Raw genomic sequence first — 15,641 nt, 5'->3', positions numbered from 1 at the left:
GTCGGTTACCGCATGCGCCTCGACAACAGGATATCGGCCGCGACACGCATCGAGGTGGTGACCGAAGGGGTTTTTGCCCGGATGATCCTCGACGATCCGGAACTGACCGGTGTCTCGGTGGTGATCTTCGACGAGTTCCACGAGCGTTCGCTGGACGCAGACTTCGGACTCGCTTTGGCACTCGACGTCCAGTCGGCGCTGCGCGAGGATCTGCGTATCCTCGTGATGTCTGCGACCCTCGACGTCGAACGCGTGGCCGCGCTGCTCGACCACCCACCTGTCATCGAAAGCCTGGGGCGCAGCTTTCCGATCGATATCCGTTACCAGGATCGGCCGGGCGGCGAACGCATCGAGGATGCGGTCACGCGGACGATACTCGATGCCCATGCCAATGAGACCGGCTCGATCCTCGCCTTCCTGCCCGGCCAGGCGGAAATCACCCGGACCGTGGAACGCTTGCAGGGGCGATTCGGAGCCGAGACGCTGATTGCGCCGCTCTACGGCAATCTCAGCCAGAAGGAGCAGGATGCGGCGATCCGGCCGGCATCCCAGGGGACGCGAAAAATTGTGCTTGCGACGTCGATCGCCGAAACGTCGATCACCATCGATGGCGTCAGGATCGTGATCGACAGCGGGCTGCAGCGTCTGCCGGTGTTCGAGGCGTCGACCGGCATCACACGGCTGGAGACGGTGCGCGTGTCGCGGGCTTCCGCCGATCAGCGGGCGGGCCGCGCCGCACGAACGGAGCCGGGCATCGCCGTCAGGCTGTGGCACCAGGGACAGACGGCGGCATTGCCGGCCTTCACACCGCCGCAGATCCTTTCCAGCGATCTCTCCGGGCTGGTGCTCGACCTCGCGCATTGGGGCGTTCAAGATCCGGCATCGCTTGCCTTCGTCGATCAACCACCGGAAACGACGCTGAAGGAGGCGCGGGTTCTGCTTGGCCAGCTCGGCGCCCTCGACAAGGACGGAGCGCTGACAGCCCGCGGCAAGGTGATGCGCGATCTCGCCTTGCCGCCGCGGCTTGCCGCCATGGTCGTCTCGGCGGGAGAAGCGGGACACGCTCGGGATGCGGCGATGATCGCCGTGCTTCTCACCGAACAGGGGCTTGGCGGAACGAGTGTCGATATCGAGGAGCGGCTGCGACGCTTCAAGGCCGAGCGGGCCGAGAGAGCGCAGGCCTCGCGGCGGCTGGCGGGACGGCTGGCGAGCGGCCTCGACAACGTTGCCTCAGCGGCGCCGGCGCTTGCCGGCCAACTGCTGCTGCATGCGTTCCCGGATCGAATCGCGCTTCAGCGTGGCGGGCGCGGTCGATTCGTGATGGCGAACGGCCGCGGAGCGGAGCTGCCGGAAACCGAGAGGCTGGCCGGCAGCCAGATGTTGGTGATTGCCGACCTGACCGGACGGGCGGCGCAGGCGCGGGTTCTGGCGGCAGCAGAGGTGACGCGCGGCGACATCGAAGCTGAGTTGCCCGGTGAGATCAAAACCGGCGACCAGATATTCTTCGACCGGCAGAGCCGACAAATCCGGGCGCGGCGGGCAACCCGGCTCGGTGCGATTGTCTTCGAAGAGACGCCTTTGCCGCGCCCGTCCGGGGCAGCAGTCACCCAGGCGCTGGTGGACGGGGTACGCGAACTCGGGCTCGATCAGCTTGCCTTCTCGAAGGAGGCCATGCAGCTTCGCGAGCGGATTGGATTCCTTCACCGGACGATCGGCGAGCCCTGGCCCGATGTCGGCGATGATGCCCTGCTTTCCCGGTTGGACGAGTGGTTCGCACCCTTTCAGACCGAGGCCCGCGGCCTTTCCGAGATTTCCGCAGCCGGGCTTTCGAACGGGCTGATGTCTCTGGTGCCGCATGAGCTGCAACGCGACCTTAGCCGGCTTGCGCCAACCCATTTCGAAGCGCCGACCGGCCAAAGGCATCCGATCCAGTATGAGGGCGAGGAGCCGGTGCTGACGATCCGCGTACAGGAGCTGTTTGGACTGAGGCAGCATCCTGCCATTGCCGGTGGCCGCCTGCCGCTGCTGCTCGAGCTCACCTCGCCGGCGCACCGGCCGATCCAGACGACACGCGACCTGCCGGGCTTCTGGGCCGGCTCGTGGAGGGATGTGCGTGCTGATATGCGCGGGCGCTATCCCCGGCATCCCTGGCCGGAGCGGCCGGAGGATGCGTTGCCGACGACACGGGCAAAACCGCGTGGTACATGAGGGCCGTTCAAGGAGCCCTCGGCATGATCGACAAGCCTGGCATGATCGACAACACGGAAGGCTATACACTGGAGGACCGGCACAACAGCCGCAGGCTGCGCCTGCAGACATTGGTGCGGCTGCGCTGGCTTGCCGTCGGCGGACAGGCGCTGACGGTTTTCATCGTTGCCTTCTGGCTGAACTTTCCCCTGCCGCTGATTGCCAGCTCTTCGCTGATCGCCGCCCTTGCCTGGGTGAATTTTTACCTGACGATCCGCTATCCACCGACGCATCGGCTGGAACCGCCAGCCGCCTTTGCCCTGCTCGGCTTCGACCTTTTGCAGCTCTGCGCGCTGCTGTTCATCACCGGCGGCCTTGCCAATCCTTTCGCAGCGCTCGTCTGCGTGCCCGTTATCATTTCCTTTGCCTCGCAGCCGATCCGCTACAGCACCGCGCTGATCGGCTTTGCGATGGTCTGCATCACGGTGCTTGCCTTTTCGCCCTTCCCGCTGCCCTGGTTCGACGGGGTCGAAATCAATGTCCACAACGTCATGCAGTTCGGTGTCTGGTGCTCGATCGCCTCGACCATGGCATTCGCCGCCTTCTATGCCTATCGGGTCTCGATGGAAGCGAGCCAGCTTGCCGATGCGCTGGCTGCGACCGAACTGGTGCTGCAGCGGGAAAAACATCTGTCGCAACTCGATGGGCTGGCGGCCGCGGCCGCCCATGAGCTCGGTACGCCGCTTGCGACGATCAGCGTCGTCGCCAAGGAAATGGAGCGGGAACTCAAGGATGACGATCGTTTCCGCGAGGACGTCATGCTGTTGCGCAGCCAGAGCGAACGCTGCCGCGACATCCTGCGGCGGCTGACGACGCTTTCCTCCGAAGGCGAGGCACATATGCGCCGGCTGCCGCTTTCGTCGATGATCGAGGAGATCGTCGCCCCGCACCGAGAATTCGGTATCGCTCTCGAGCTCATCGAAAAGAGCCCGCGCAAGGGTGAGCCGGTCACCGACCGCAATGCCGGCATCATGTACGGGCTCGGCAACCTGATCGAAAACGCCGTCGATTATGCGCGGGAGAAAGTGATCGTGACTGTCGAGCACGATCACGACAAAGTCCTGATCGTCATCGAGGACGATGGCAACGGTTATGCGCCTGACATTCTGACGCGGATCGGCGAGCCCTATGTGACGAAGCGGCAGAAAGAGGATACGGCCGGCGGCCTCGGGCTCGGGCTGTTCATCGCCAAGACGCTGCTGGAGCGCTCCGGCGCATCGCTGATTTTCGAGAACCGCGATCCGGAAAGTGCGGGCGCGCGCATCCGAATCGAATGGCCACGCATGCTGATCGACGCAAATTCGACAAAATGACTTTGTCGGCATAAACAGGATATAGCGGTTGACGCAGATCGGGCGTTCAACCGCCGGGGCCGAGACGATGACAGAACAGAATCATGACAATTTCACCGCGTCGGACGAGGATCATATCGGTCCCGACGCCAGCCTGCTGATCGTCGATGACGACGGGCCGTTCCTGCGCCGCCTGGCACGGGCGATGGAGACGCGCGGCTTCCAAGTGGAGACGGCCGAATCAGTAGCGGAGGGCGTTGCGAAATCGAGAGGCAGGCCGCCGAAATATGCGGTGGTCGACCTTCGGCTCGGCGACGGCAATGGGCTCGACGTCATCGAGGCGATCCGCCAGCGGCGCGACGACACCAGGATCATCGTGCTGACCGGCTACGGCAATATCGCAACGGCGGTCACGGCCGTGAAGCTCGGCGCCGTCGATTATCTTGCAAAACCTGCGGATGCCGACGATGTGTTTTCGGCGCTGACACAGCGGCCGGGTGAAAAGGCTGAGCTTCCCGAAAATCCGATGTCGGCCGACCGGGTGCGCTGGGAGCACATCCAGCGAGTCTATGAAATGTGCGAGCGCAATGTTTCCGAAACGGCGCGCCGGCTCAATATGCACCGGCGGACGCTGCAGCGTATCCTTGCCAAACGCGCGCCGAAATAGACGCGCACCTCGCGCGCTTATAATTAGACGTCGTCCACAGTGAACGGTTTTCCGTTCGCCCATTCGGCCATCATCAGCCTTTGCGCGGCAGCACGCGAGAAGTTGAGCGTGACGGATTTGCGCGTGGCCGGCGCCATGCGGTGTTCCGGCGCCTCGCGAATCATATGGGCGCCATAACCATCCGACAGGAACAGTCCGCATTCCTCGGGAAAGATCTCCAGCGGCACATCCTGGTGAGTCGCAAAGAACAGGCGGTCGCAATGCAGCCTGTATTCCGGCCATTTGCGATCCACCCTGAAATCCTCGATCGAGGTCTTGATTTCGATGATCCAGACCTCGCCTTTTTCCGAAAGAGTGATCAGATCGGCGCGGCGGCCGCTGGCCAGCGGCAGTTCGGGCAGCACGGCGTGGCGCATTTCATGCAGCAATATCTGCGTTCCACGCCGCACCATCATGGCCCTGTCCGATTGCCGGCCATCGATTAACGGATTGTTATTGTAAACGCTCAAAATCGTCATGGATAACCATCAGAGGGGCTGGCGTGTTGTTGCAAAAAAACCATGCGCTTCTAATTTGCGCGGCAGACGGATTTGTCGCGCTGCAGTAGCCTTGCAAAGCGCAAGTTAATCGAAAATAAACCATAATCAACGATGGTCGAAAGACCGTTCTCCTTGCCCCAAAACTTCAAGAGTCATCCATGCGCATCTGCAATGCATTCCCTGTATTTGGCCTGCTGGCGACGCTCGCTCTGGCCGGTTGCTCTACGACATCAGACAGCGCATCCGTCGACGACAAGGGCGCAGGCCCGACGGTACAGACAGCACAGATCTTCAATGACGCCTACGGCGTGACGAAGGATGCCGGATACTCCCTGCCGGCGATCCCGATCGACAGGGTCAAGCCGCAGTTCCGCCGTCAGGTCGTCAGCTACCAGACCACCGAGCGCCCCGGTACGATCATCGTCAACACGCGCGAGCGCTTCCTCTATTACATCCTGGCCAACGGCAAGGCGATGCGCTACGGCATCGGCGTCGGCAAGCAGGGCTTCGCATGGGCCGGCACCGCCTACGTCGCCTGGAAGCAGGAATGGCCGAACTGGCACCCGCCGAAGGAAATGGCCGTCCGCCGTCCTGATCTCGCCAAGTACGTCGAGGACGGCATGGGTCCGGGGCTGACCAATCCGCTCGGCGCGCGCGCCATGTATCTCTTCAACGAGGACGGTAAAGACACGCTCTTCCGCCTGCACGGCACGCCGGAATGGGCCTCCATCGGCACCGCCGCTTCCTCGGGCTGCATTCGCCTGATGAACCAGGACGTCATCGATCTCTACAGCCGCGTTCGTCCCGGCAAGGGCACGTCCAAGGTCGTCGTCATTCAATAAGCTAATTGCCGAATTCGGTATAAAAAAGGCCGCCGGAACTGTCGTTCCGGCGGCCTTTTCGCATTCTCCGGCAAGCGTCACGCGGCCTGTTTCGCCTTGAGCTCGCGGCGGCGGCGGTGAAGCACCGGCTCGGTGTAGCCGTTCGGCTGTTCCCTACCCTTGAGGACGAGATCGAGGGCAGCCTGGAAGGCGATCGAGTCGTCGAAATTGTCGGCCATCGGCTGATAGGCGGTATCCGACGCATTCTGACCGTCGACGACGGCGGCCATGCGTTTCATCGTCTCGACGATCTGAGCTTCGGTGACGACCTTGTGATGCAACCAGTTCGCCATATGCTGGGCCGAAATGCGCAGCGTCGCGCGATCTTCCATCAGGCCGACATTGTTGATGTCGGGCACCTTCGAGCAGCCGACGCCCTGATCAACCCAGCGCACGACGTAGCCGAGGATGCCTTGAGCATTGTTGTCGAGTTCGCGCTGGATTTCCTCCGGCGTCCAGTTCGGCCGCACCGCAACCGGCACGGAGAGAATGTCGGAGAGCTTGGCGCGAGCGCGATCCTTCAGCCCCTGCTGGACACGGGCGACATTGACGCGGTGGTAATGGGTGGCATGCAGGGTTGCGGCCGTCGGCGACGGCACCCAGGCGGTGTTGGCGCCGGCCTTCGGGTGGGTGATCTTCTGTTCGAGCATCGCCGCCATCAGATCCGGCATCGCCCACATGCCCTTGCCGATCTGGGCGTGGCCGGCAAGGCCGCATTCGAGGCCGATGTCGACGTTCCAGTTTTCATAGGCGGAAATCCACGCCGCCTGGCGCATGTCGCCCTTGCGAATCATCGGGCCGGCTTCCATCGACGTGTGGATCTCGTCGCCGGTGCGATCAAGGAAGCCGGTATTGATGAAGACGACGCGCTCACGGGCGGCACGGATGCATTCCTTGAGGTTGACGGTCGTGCGGCGCTCCTCGTCCATGATGCCCATCATGATGGCATTGCGCGGCAGGCCAAGCGCATCTTCGACCCGCGAGAAGATTTCGACGGCGAAGGCCACCTCTTCCGGCCCATGCATCTTCGGTTTGACCACATACATGGAGCCGGTGCGGGAATTCTTCCGCCGGCCGGAGGGGCCGATATCGTAAAGCGCGATCAGGCCGGTGATCACAGCATCCATGATGCCTTCAGGCACTTCGTTACCGTCGCGGTCGAGGATCGCCGGGTTGGTCATGAGGTGGCCGACATTGCGCACCAGCATCAGCGAGCGGCGGTGCACCTCGAAGGCGGCACCATCCGGGCCGGCATATTGCAGATCCGGGTTGAGCCTGCGGATGAAGCTCGTTCCGCCTTTTGCCACCTCTTCCTGCAGGTCGCCCTTCATCAGGCCGAGCCAGTTGCGATAGACCACGACCTTGTCCTCGGCATCGACAGCGGCAATCGAATCCTCGCAGTCCATGATCGTCGTAATTGCCGATTCCAGCCAGACATCGGAAATATCGGCCGGATCGGCTTTCCCGATCGTCGTCGTCGCATCGATGACGATTTCGATGTGAATGCCGTTGTTCTTCAGGAGAATATGCGTCGGGGCGGCGGGATCTCCGCGATAGCCGGCAAAATGCTTGCCATCCGTCAGCATGGCCTGCTCGCCATCGATCGATCTGACAGAGAGCGCTCCATCCCTGACGGCGAAGCCGCCAACGTCCTTCCACCGGCAGTCCTGCAGCGGCGCTGATGTATCGAGGAAATCGCGCACCCAGGCGATGACCTTCTCGCCGCGTTTCGGATTGTAGCCCTTGCCTTTTTCGGCGCCGTCGCTCTCGGGAATGGCGTCCGTGCCGTAGAGCGCATCATAGAGCGAACCCCAGCGGGCATTGGCGGCATTCAGGGCATAGCGAGCATTCATGACGGGAACGACGAGCTGCGGGCCGGCGATCGATGCGATCTCCGGATCGACATTTTCGGTCGAGACCTGGAAGTCCGATCCTTCCGGCAGGAGATAGCCGATGTCGCGGAGGAAGGACTGGTAATCGTCCATATCTGCCGGGGCGCCGTGCCGGCGGTACCAGTCGTCGATCTTTACTTGCAGCTCATCGCGTTTTGCCAGCAGCGCACGATTCTTCGGGGCGAGATCGTGGACTACAGCCGAAAAATCGGCAAAGAACTTGTCCGCATCGACCGCCAGGCCCGGCAGCACCTCCTTGACGAGGAAATCATGAAGGACGGTTTCGATGGCAAGACCGTTCTTATCAACGCGGCTCATGCGACATTCTCCCTGGCAACGACTTTTGAATGCTGCCACTTTGCCCGGCTTTCATTCATAGTCAATTCTGCAATAATTCGAAAGATTTATGCCTTCGTGGAAATTATGCGCGGGGTCACGCGCATCGGCAATCCGTTCTGTGGCTGCGTCGTCAGCTTCTGCACCGGCCAGGGGTTGGTCTGATCGGTGGAATCGAAGCGATAACGATGCATCAGGACAGCAAGCGCGATCACTGCCTCCTGAAGTGCAAAGGTTGCGCCGATGCAGACACGCGGGCCAGCGCCGAAAGGCAGGAACTGAAAGCGGCCGATAGAGCCGCGATTTTCCGGCAGGAAGCGTTCGGGCATATAGGCGCGCGGCCTGTCCCAGTGAAGTTCGTGGCGATGCAGCGTCCAGGGCATGACGAGCACCGTGACACCGGCCTCAAGCTCGACCCGCTCGCCCTTGGGGCTTGTCCAGGAATCATCCGATATAGCGGCGCGATTGATCGATGGCGCCGGCGGATAGAGGCGTAAAGCCTCTTCGAAGGCGGCGCGCGTCTGCGGCATCATATCCAGCCATTCCACAGGTTTGGCCCCAGTGGCGAGCACCGCGTCGATTTCTTCTTCCATCGCCTCGCGGATATGCGGGCTGTTCGAGACGCAATACAGCGTCCAGGCCAATGCCCGGGCTGTGGTCTCATGTCCCGCGCCGATGAAGGTCAGGATATTGTCTTCTATCTCTTCCCTGGTCAGCCCGTCGGGGCCGGCCTGCTCCAGGAGCAGGGTCAGGAAATCCTCGGGCGCGCTGCTGCGGTCTGCCTTCATCTTTGCAAGCCGCATATCCATCGTGTTGCGCACGATGGCTCGGAACTTCTCCAGCACTTTCTGACCGCCGATGCGTGTCACACGTGGAACCCAGGAGGGTGCGCGCATCAGATCCATCGGATCGACGCGGCCCATGCGATGCAGGAGTTCATTGACGTCGTCGGCGAAATGGCCGCTCGATGTGACGATTTCGCCGGAGAACAATGTGTCAGCCAGAATCGCGAAGGTCAGCTCGGTCATATCGGTGCTGATATCGAAAATTGCGCCTGCCTCGCCGGAGCCCTCATATTTGCGGGCATAGTCTTCGGACTGGCGCAGCATCTGCCCGGCGAAGCCTTGGGCATGGCGGGGCGTGAAAATAGGCGCCACCGCCTTGCGCGATCTTTTCCAGACGGGACCTTCGGCGGTCAGAAGGCCGTCGCGGAGGATCGGACGCAGGACGAGCTGGCGCACATCCGACATGCGGTAATTATTGGCATTATCAACAAGCACGTGCTTGATCAGGCCGGGATCATTGACGATCAGCGTCCTTTGGCCGAAGAAATTGGTGCGGATCCAGGGCAGCGTATAGGACGGCTCGCCCCATAGCTCGAGCGGATTGCGCAGGATGATGCGAATGATTTCCAGCCGGCTCGGCGGCACGGTACGCGGCAGCGGTGCTGGCGGGACGAAGGGGTCCGGACGCATGTCCATCGTAAAAGCCTTTCGGGGAAGATCTAGGCCTTCCCGGCAAGCTTGAAGCTAGAGCAGGCCCTTAAGTTCGTCCAGCTTGTCGTTGATCAGCCAGCCGTAATAATTCTCTTCCGGCCAGATGGTCGTACCGGCGCCGCGGTTCTTCGCAGCAAGGGCTGCGGCGCGCTGGCGCGAATTGCCGACATTATAAAGCGTTGCCGTCAGGCCGGGATTGCCCGAGATATCCATGCTGGCGATCTCCTTGTAATCGTCGATCGACCTGCGGACCGAGGCCGCGACGAAGGCGAGCGAGATATCGGGATCCATGATGGCCTTGTAGACGGCGCCGGCATTCTTCTCATTCAGCTTCGGATAACCCGACACGCGGGTCACGAGATCGGAGAGCATCAGCGCCGTCAGCGGATTGACCTGGCCGAGGCCGAAGGTCTGACCGGCATAGAAGGGCTGGAAGAAGACTGCGCTGAAGCGGTTGTTGGGGAAGCTCGTACCACCCACCGTCTTGCCGCGGAAATCGGTTTCCCAGACATCTTCGCGGCAGGACCAGAGCAAGTAGGAATCGCTCTTGCCTTTGCATTCGGCAAATTGCGGCCGCGCCACGAATTCGTCGACGTTTTCGCCGTCATAGGCGAAGCGGAAGCTTTCTCCGGCGTAGGAGGCAGCCTTGACATAATAGGCCTGCAGCCGGTCGTAGGCGTCGACATTATAGGTGTGTTCGCCGACGATCGCGCCGACGACATGGATGGGATTGATGCCGTAGGCGCTGGAGATCTTGCGGATCTTACTCATCAGCTCGCGATCGGTTGCCAGAAGCTCATGAACCTTTTCGTATTTCAGATCGAAGCTGCTCTTGGTGCCCTTGGTGCGCCTGATGGAAGCACCCGGAATATCGGGCTGCTCGGCGTGACGATTGCCGGCCGGCACCGTCTGCATTGCGAAGGCAGGCGCCGAATTCACCAGGGCAACGGCAATCATAAGGCTTGTCAAAAGGCGTCGCACGATCCGTTATCCCGTCCGTTCCATCGTCTTGTTTGTGATGCGGCTGCCTGGACCAGAATCTTGGCCGAATAAAGCCGAGCAGAAAACAAAACGGGCCTTCACTAGAAAGTAAAAGGCCCGTTGTCGAGAGTCGCGTTCGTTACAATCCGTCATTCATGCCGGGAAAGACATGAAGCGGTGCACCGATATCACAGAATGAAGCGCGAGAGATCGGTATTCTGCGCGAGATCTCCGACATGTTCGCGCACATAGGCGGCATCGATCGTTACGGCCGTCCCGCCCCGATCCGGTGCGTTGTAGGAAATTTCGTCGAGCACTCGCTCCATGACCGTCTGCAGACGGCGTGCGCCGATGTTTTCGACGGAGGAGTTCAAGTGCACGGCGACATCGGCAAGCGCGTCGATTGCGTCGTCGGTGAATTCGAGGCTCAGGCTTTCCGTCTCCATCAGAGCGCGATACTGGCGGATGAGGCTCGCTTCCGTCTCGGTCAGAATCCGGCGGAAATCATCCTTGTTCAGCGCACGCAATTCGACACGGATCGGCAGGCGGCCCTGCAGTTCCGGCAGAAGATCCGAGGGCTTGGAGACATGGAAGGCGCCGGAGGCGATGAACAGGATATGGTCCGTCTTGACCGGCCCGTATTTGGTCGAAACCGTCGTGCCTTCGACGAGCGGCAAGAGGTCGCGCTGGACGCCTTCGCGTGAAACCCCGGCGCCCATGCCACCGTCGCGGGCGGCGATCTTGTCGATTTCGTCGAGGAAGACGATACCGTCATTCTCGGTGGAGCGAACGGCTTCGCGCTGGATCACTTCGTTGTCGATCAGCTTGTCGGATTCGTCGAGGATCAAGTCGCCATAGGAGGCCTTGACTGTGGTGCGGACCTTCTTGGTGCGGCCGCCCATCGCCTTGCCGAACATTTCCGACAGGTTCAGCACGCCGATATTGGCGCCCGGCATGCCGGGAATTTCGAAGCCACCCATGCCGGAACCGGCATCGGCGACCTCGATATCGATTTCCTTGTCGTCGAGCTCGCCGTCCCGGAGCTTCTTTCGGAAGTTTTCGCGCGTGGCAGGCGATGCCGTGGTGCCGACCAGCGCATCGAGAACACGCTCCTCGGCGCTCACATGCGCCTTGGCCTGCACCTCGGCCCGCTTCTTCTCGCGCACCAGGCCGATGCCGACCTCGACCAGGTCACGGATGATCTGCTCGACATCGCGGCCGACATAGCCGACTTCGGTGAATTTGGTGGCTTCCACCTTGATGAAGGGCGCACCGGCGAGTTTTGCCAGGCGGCGGGAGATTTCCGTCTTGCCGACGCCGGTCGGGCCAATCATCAGGATGTTCTTCGGCATGACCTCGTCGCGCAGGCTCGGATCGAGCTGCTGGCGGCGCCAGCGATTGCGCAGCGCAATCGCAACGGCGCGCTTGGCATCATGCTGGCCGATGATGTAGCGATCGAGCTCGGAAACAATCTCGCGGGGGGAAAAAGTGGTCATTGTGTATCATTCTCCTGGCGGTCCAGGGCCATCAACAGCGCCCGGCCGTATTTCGTCGTTGTTTCGCCAAGTCCTTGAAAGCCCGCCTTGGTATAGGCTCTGATTGCGAATGCATTGTCAGGATGCGGATCGACCAGGATCCGCTGCGCGCCCTTTGCAAAGAGCATATCGCAGAACCCTATCACAAAGGCCGGTCCATGACCCTTGCCCGCGAGTTCCTCGATGCCGATGAACTGGTCGATGCCGTAGGTGCCCTTCGGCTGACCGGCGAGCGCTTCATCGTCCTCGTCGTCGAGATCGGCCGCCTGGATAAAGGCGAAGTCCTTTCCATTCAGCGTGACGATGAAACACGAGACGGAGACCGCATCGATATGCTTTTCCATCGAAGCCAGCGCCTTGGCCGGATCGCTCCACCAGCGCCTGACATGCCGGCTTTCCAGCCATTTGGCGAGGAGCGGCAGGTCAACCGCGGCAAGCGGCCGGAAGGCATAGGGTTCAGCCTTCAGCATCCAGCGATTCCACCACGACGTTGTGGTTCGTGTAGACGCAGATGTCGGCGGCGATATCGAGGGCGCGGCGGGCGATCTCCTCGGCTGATTTGTCGGTATCCATGAGTGCGAGGGCGGCCGCGAGGGCAAAATTGCCGCCGGAACCGATCGCCGTCGTGCCATGCTCCGGCTCCAGAACGTCACCATTGCCGGTGATCGCCAGCGTGATCGACTTGTCGGCGACGAGCATCATGGCTTCGAGACTGCGCAGGTATTTGTCGGTGCGCCAGTCCTTGGCGAGCTCGACGGCGGCGCGCATCAGCTGACCAGGATATTGCTCCAGCTTCTTTTCGAGCCTTTCGAGCAAGGTGAAGGCATCGGCGGTGGCGCCGGCAAAACCGGCGATGACTTCGCCCTTGCCGATGCGGCGCACCTTGCGGGCATTGCCCTTCATGACGGTCTGGCCGAGGCTCACTTGGCCGTCGCCCGCCATCACCACCTTGCCGCCTTTTCGAACTGTAATGATTGTTGTCATAAAACACCTGTCTGCCGGGCCGCATGCCGGCCCTGTTGAGCCCTATGTAAGTGGGCCGGAGCGGATTGCAAATGGGCCGGCTTTTCTCTTGCCCGGCTTCTGGATATTTCCCGATGCGCCTGATAAGGAACGGCCTTATTCCCGATGGAGGGCCATATGGCCGAGACCGCAGCAAGCCGCACGGGCAGCGTTTCCCGCAAGACCAACGAAACCTCGATTTCCGTTTCCGTCAATCTCGACGGCACCGGCAAATCGACGATCTCGACGGGCGTCGGCTTCTTCGACCACATGCTCGACCAGCTTTCGCGACATTCCCTCATCGACATGGAGATCGATGCCAAGGGCGACCTGCATATCGACGACCATCATACGGTCGAAGATACCGGCATCGCCATCGGCCAGGCGATCTCCAAGGCACTCGGCGACCGGCGTGGCATCACCCGCTACGCTTCGATCGATCTCGCCATGGACGAGACGATGACCAAGGCTGCGGTCGATCTTTCCGGCCGGCCGTTCCTCGTCTGGAATGTCGCCTTCAGCGCTCCGAAGATCGGCACTTTCGATACCGAGCTCGTTCGCGAGTTCTTCCATGCGCTCGCCCAGAATGCCGGCATAACCTTGCATATTCTCAACCATTATGGCGCCAACAATCACCATATTGCCGAGACATGCTTCAAGGCCGTTGCGCGTGCACTGCGCACGGCGACAGAGATCGATCCGAGACAGGCGGGCCGTGTTCCCTCGACCAAGGGCACGCTCGTCTGAGCCCTTCAAGGGAGCGGCGGCAATGACATCCAGCTATATCTTTCTGACAGCGCCCGGCAGCGCGAACGCGACGGCCGATGAGACGCGAACCATCCGTGATGGCTTCACGTTGCTCGGCTTCTTGTTTCCATGGGTCTGGCTGCTGGCGCATCGGCTTTGGCTGCATGCGGCCGCCGCCTTTCTGCTACAGGGGATTGGCGGTGCGCTGATGGACGAACCGGGCCTCGGGCCGGCGGGAACGGCAATCCTGCTGGGCGTGAATATTCTGGTCGGTCTCGAGGGCCAGAATTTCCGTGTCCGCAACCTTGCTGCCAAGGGCTGGAACGAAGACTCGCTCATTGCCGCGGATACGATCGGCGTTGCCGAGCAGATCTATTTTTCGGACCGGGCAGTCATCGCCGCTAGTGACGACGCCGCGGCACCGGACTGGCAGAACAAGGCCCGTCCGATGGGCCCGCACGGCGATGCAACATCGCTTGGTCTCTTTGGTTTTGATGGAGGACGCTGACGATGCGTGTCGCGATTATCGACTATGGCTCCGGTAACCTGCGCTCGGCGACCAAGGCTTTCGAGCGTGCCGCCCACGAAGCTGGCATCGATGCCCATATCGATCTTACCGACAGGGCGGAGGATGTTGCCGCGGCCGATCGTATCGTGCTTCCCGGTGTCGGCGCCTATGCCGATTGCCGGCGCGGCCTCGATACCGTGCCTGGGATGGCCGAGGTGTTGATCGAGGCTGTCGAGAAGAAGGCGCGGCCGTTCCTCGGCATCTGCGTCGGCATGCAGCTCATGTCCTCGCGCGGCCTCGAGAAGGCCGTGACGCACGGTTTCGGCTGGATTCCCGGCAACGTCGTCGAGATGACGCCGGATGATCCGACACTCAAGATCCCGCAGATCGGCTGGAACACGCTCGACCTGGAGCGCCAACATCCGCTCTTCGAAGGAATTCCAACGGGGTCGCACGGGCTGCATGCCTATTTCGTGCATTCCTACCATCTTGCCGCCGAAAACGCCGAGGATGTTATTGCGACGGCCGACTATGGCGGTCCGATGACCGCTTTCGTCGGGCGCGACAACATGGTCGGAGCACAGTTTCACCCGGAAAAGAGCCAGAAGCTCGGCCTGGCCTTGATCGCCAATTTCCTGCGCTGGAACCCGTAGAGCATTGTTCACCCAATTCCGGAGACAAAACCGCTACACAGTTTTGCTGGAATTGCTCCAAGGGCTGGCTTTTAATACAGCCGCCTTATTTCCCTTGTATGGAAATGGCGGAACAGGAGTGCGCTCGATGCCGGCTTCACGGAAATCAGCCAAGGTGTTCTACACGTTGCGGCCCTCCAGGGAAGGCTTGCCCCCCTTTACCGATATCAAGCTTCCCGGCGGCACGATCATCCGCCGCGTCGACGAAGCCATCCATAGGAAAGCGCTTTCCAACGCAGCCAAGGCGCTGAAAGAAAGGCTGGACCGATGATCCATGAATCTTTCCCCGCAAACGACGGTCCGAGCCGGCGGCAAAACGGCGTCAGCGCCGGCGACATCGCCGAGGCCGTGCTGGAATTCTATATCGAAGGTGAGGACGATCTGATCGGCCTGCTCGCCTACGCACTCTACGAGCGGCAAAAGCGCGATTTCGTTCTCAGCCATCGCAAGCGGAACGCCGGCCGTTCGCCCGATGAGGCCGAGCTTGCTGCCGTCAACAGCAATTATCTCTCGACCGACCTGCGCAATACGCTGCGCGACCGCGCCTCGCAGATCCTTTCGAGTTATGCCGAAACCTATGTCGAGGCGATGGAGCCGCAGATCCGGCTGAGCGCCGTCAACAGCGATGCGTTGCGCCAGGTGCGAAACATCGAGAAATCGATCAAGAGGCGCCTGGGCTTCTGGCGTCAGGTCCGGGCCGGCTTTGCCGTCACCCTGCTGCTGCTTCTACTCTTCGGCGCGGCTACCATTGCCGCTGTCTTTTTCCGCTCGGATATCGTAGATGCGTGGAATGCGCTGATGGTACCGACCAGTTTACGGACGTAAG

The 15,641-nt window shown here is 61.4% G+C and carries 16 protein-coding genes (1 of these 16 cut by a window edge); 9 read left to right on the top strand and 7 right to left on the bottom strand.

The window, feature by feature from the left end; all coding sequences use genetic code 11:
- The 3 genes from hrpB to AC244Q_RS22415 form a co-directional block, all read left to right on the top strand.
- On the top strand, positions 1–2,208 hold the 3' portion of the coding sequence (gene hrpB / locus AC244Q_RS22425; protein ID WP_113548353.1) for an ATP-dependent helicase HrpB. It extends 258 nt beyond the left edge of the window; 2,208 of the gene's 2,466 nt are visible here — the last part of the coding sequence; its start codon lies beyond the left edge, outside the window; the stop codon is at positions 2,206–2,208.
- Positions 2,209–2,231: 23 nt separating this feature from the next.
- Positions 2,232–3,560: an ActS/PrrB/RegB family redox-sensitive histidine kinase gene (locus tag AC244Q_RS22420; protein WP_012759591.1), complete on the top strand. Its 1,329-nt coding sequence runs from the start codon at positions 2,232–2,234 to the stop codon at positions 3,558–3,560.
- Positions 3,561–3,627: 67 nt separating this feature from the next.
- Entirely contained in the window at positions 3,628–4,206 is a 579-nt protein-coding gene (locus AC244Q_RS22415; RefSeq protein ID WP_012759590.1) for an ActR/PrrA/RegA family redox response regulator transcription factor, read from the top strand.
- 23 nt (positions 4,207–4,229) lie between these two features.
- Here the strand turns inward: AC244Q_RS22415 and AC244Q_RS22410 are convergent, their stop codons facing one another.
- Positions 4,230–4,724, bottom strand: coding sequence for an MmcB family DNA repair protein (locus AC244Q_RS22410; RefSeq protein WP_012759589.1), 495 nt, complete (start codon positions 4,722–4,724; stop codon positions 4,230–4,232).
- Between the two features lie 179 nt (positions 4,725–4,903).
- On the opposite strand from AC244Q_RS22410, the gene AC244Q_RS22405 reads away from it, so the two are divergent.
- Positions 4,904–5,587, top strand: a complete 684-nt coding sequence (locus tag AC244Q_RS22405) for a L,D-transpeptidase (RefSeq protein ID WP_012759588.1) — start codon at positions 4,904–4,906, stop codon at positions 5,585–5,587.
- A gap of 77 nt (positions 5,588–5,664) precedes the next feature.
- Here AC244Q_RS22405 and AC244Q_RS22400 read toward each other — a convergent pair whose 3' ends face one another.
- From AC244Q_RS22400 to hslV, 6 genes are all read right to left on the bottom strand, one after another.
- The gene (locus AC244Q_RS22400; RefSeq protein ID WP_128405972.1) at positions 5,665–7,836 is read right to left on the bottom strand and encodes a malate synthase G; all 2,172 of its coding nucleotides are present in this window, start codon (positions 7,834–7,836) and stop codon (positions 5,665–5,667) included.
- Between the two features lie 86 nt (positions 7,837–7,922).
- Positions 7,923–9,335: a cytochrome P450 gene (locus AC244Q_RS22395; protein ID WP_128405973.1), complete on the bottom strand. Its 1,413-nt coding sequence runs from the start codon at positions 9,333–9,335 to the stop codon at positions 7,923–7,925.
- A gap of 48 nt (positions 9,336–9,383) precedes the next feature.
- Positions 9,384–10,331, bottom strand: coding sequence for a DUF1402 family protein (locus AC244Q_RS22390; RefSeq protein ID WP_128405974.1), 948 nt, complete (start codon positions 10,329–10,331; stop codon positions 9,384–9,386).
- A gap of 188 nt (positions 10,332–10,519) precedes the next feature.
- Positions 10,520–11,827 (bottom strand): ATP-dependent protease ATPase subunit HslU, encoded by a 1,308-nt coding sequence (gene hslU, locus AC244Q_RS22385; protein ID WP_017995611.1) that lies wholly within the window; start codon positions 11,825–11,827, stop codon positions 10,520–10,522.
- On the bottom strand, positions 11,824–12,336 hold the full coding sequence (locus tag AC244Q_RS22380; RefSeq protein WP_128405975.1) for a GNAT family N-acetyltransferase: 513 nt from the start codon (positions 12,334–12,336) through the stop codon (positions 11,824–11,826). The genes hslU and AC244Q_RS22380 overlap by 4 nt, the downstream gene beginning before the upstream one ends.
- Positions 12,323–12,850 carry an ATP-dependent protease subunit HslV gene (gene hslV, locus AC244Q_RS22375; RefSeq protein ID WP_113548348.1) on the bottom strand — a complete coding sequence of 176 codons (528 nt, stop codon included), beginning with the start codon at positions 12,848–12,850 and terminating at the stop codon, positions 12,323–12,325. The genes AC244Q_RS22380 and hslV overlap by 14 nt, the downstream gene beginning before the upstream one ends.
- A gap of 156 nt (positions 12,851–13,006) precedes the next feature.
- On the opposite strand from hslV, the gene hisB reads away from it, so the two are divergent.
- The 5 genes from hisB to AC244Q_RS22350 all read left to right on the top strand — a co-directional run bounded on the left by hisB (position 13,007) and on the right by AC244Q_RS22350 (position 15,640).
- On the top strand, positions 13,007–13,615 hold the full coding sequence (hisB, locus tag AC244Q_RS22370) for an imidazoleglycerol-phosphate dehydratase HisB (protein WP_003544176.1): 609 nt from the start codon (positions 13,007–13,009) through the stop codon (positions 13,613–13,615).
- 22 nt (positions 13,616–13,637) lie between these two features.
- Positions 13,638–14,123, top strand: a complete 486-nt coding sequence (locus tag AC244Q_RS22365) for a DUF2628 domain-containing protein (protein WP_012759581.1) — start codon at positions 13,638–13,640, stop codon at positions 14,121–14,123.
- A 2-nt stretch (positions 14,124–14,125) separates the two neighbouring features.
- A complete protein-coding gene (gene hisH, locus AC244Q_RS22360; RefSeq protein WP_128405976.1) occupies positions 14,126–14,776 on the top strand; it encodes an imidazole glycerol phosphate synthase subunit HisH in 651 nt (216 codons plus the stop codon).
- Positions 14,777–14,903: 127 nt separating this feature from the next.
- Complete coding sequence (locus AC244Q_RS22355) at positions 14,904–15,086, top strand: hypothetical protein (RefSeq protein WP_012759579.1); 183 nt, start codon at positions 14,904–14,906, stop codon at positions 15,084–15,086.
- Complete coding sequence (locus AC244Q_RS22350) at positions 15,083–15,640, top strand: hypothetical protein (protein WP_128405977.1); 558 nt, start codon at positions 15,083–15,085, stop codon at positions 15,638–15,640. Before AC244Q_RS22355 ends, AC244Q_RS22350 begins: the two co-directional genes overlap by 4 nt.
- Position 15,641: the final 1 nt, after the last annotated feature.

Source organism: Rhizobium sp. CB2179 (assembly GCF_057653455.1).
The sequence above is the reverse complement of the archived record's forward strand: the minus strand, read 5'-3'. Positions and strand labels throughout refer to the sequence as shown.

What these genes read in the sequence shown, in the direction of transcription:
- AC244Q_RS22420 (WP_012759591.1), top strand. Translation starts at nt 2,232, where the DNA reads ATGATCGACAAGCCTGGCATGATCGACAACACGGAAGGCTATACACTG.
- AC244Q_RS22415 (WP_012759590.1), top strand. Translation starts at nt 3,628, where the DNA reads ATGACAGAACAGAATCATGACAATTTCACCGCGTCGGACGAGGATCAT.
- AC244Q_RS22410 (WP_012759589.1), bottom strand. Translation starts at nt 4,724, where the DNA reads ATGACGATTTTGAGCGTTTACAATAACAATCCGTTAATCGATGGCCGG.
- AC244Q_RS22405 (WP_012759588.1), top strand. Translation starts at nt 4,904, where the DNA reads ATGCGCATCTGCAATGCATTCCCTGTATTTGGCCTGCTGGCGACGCTC.
- AC244Q_RS22400 (WP_128405972.1), bottom strand. Translation starts at nt 7,836, where the DNA reads ATGAGCCGCGTTGATAAGAACGGTCTTGCCATCGAAACCGTCCTTCAT.
- AC244Q_RS22395 (WP_128405973.1), bottom strand. Translation starts at nt 9,335, where the DNA reads ATGGACATGCGTCCGGACCCCTTCGTCCCGCCAGCACCGCTGCCGCGT.
- hslU (WP_017995611.1), bottom strand. Translation starts at nt 11,827, where the DNA reads ATGACCACTTTTTCCCCCCGCGAGATTGTTTCCGAGCTCGATCGCTAC.
- AC244Q_RS22380 (WP_128405975.1), bottom strand. Translation starts at nt 12,336, where the DNA reads ATGCTGAAGGCTGAACCCTATGCCTTCCGGCCGCTTGCCGCGGTTGAC.
- hslV (WP_113548348.1), bottom strand. Translation starts at nt 12,850, where the DNA reads ATGACAACAATCATTACAGTTCGAAAAGGCGGCAAGGTGGTGATGGCG.
- hisB (WP_003544176.1), top strand. Translation starts at nt 13,007, where the DNA reads ATGGCCGAGACCGCAGCAAGCCGCACGGGCAGCGTTTCCCGCAAGACC.
- AC244Q_RS22365 (WP_012759581.1), top strand. Translation starts at nt 13,638, where the DNA reads ATGACATCCAGCTATATCTTTCTGACAGCGCCCGGCAGCGCGAACGCG.
- hisH (WP_128405976.1), top strand. Translation starts at nt 14,126, where the DNA reads ATGCGTGTCGCGATTATCGACTATGGCTCCGGTAACCTGCGCTCGGCG.
- AC244Q_RS22355 (WP_012759579.1), top strand. Translation starts at nt 14,904, where the DNA reads ATGCCGGCTTCACGGAAATCAGCCAAGGTGTTCTACACGTTGCGGCCC.
- AC244Q_RS22350 (WP_128405977.1), top strand. Translation starts at nt 15,083, where the DNA reads ATGATCCATGAATCTTTCCCCGCAAACGACGGTCCGAGCCGGCGGCAA.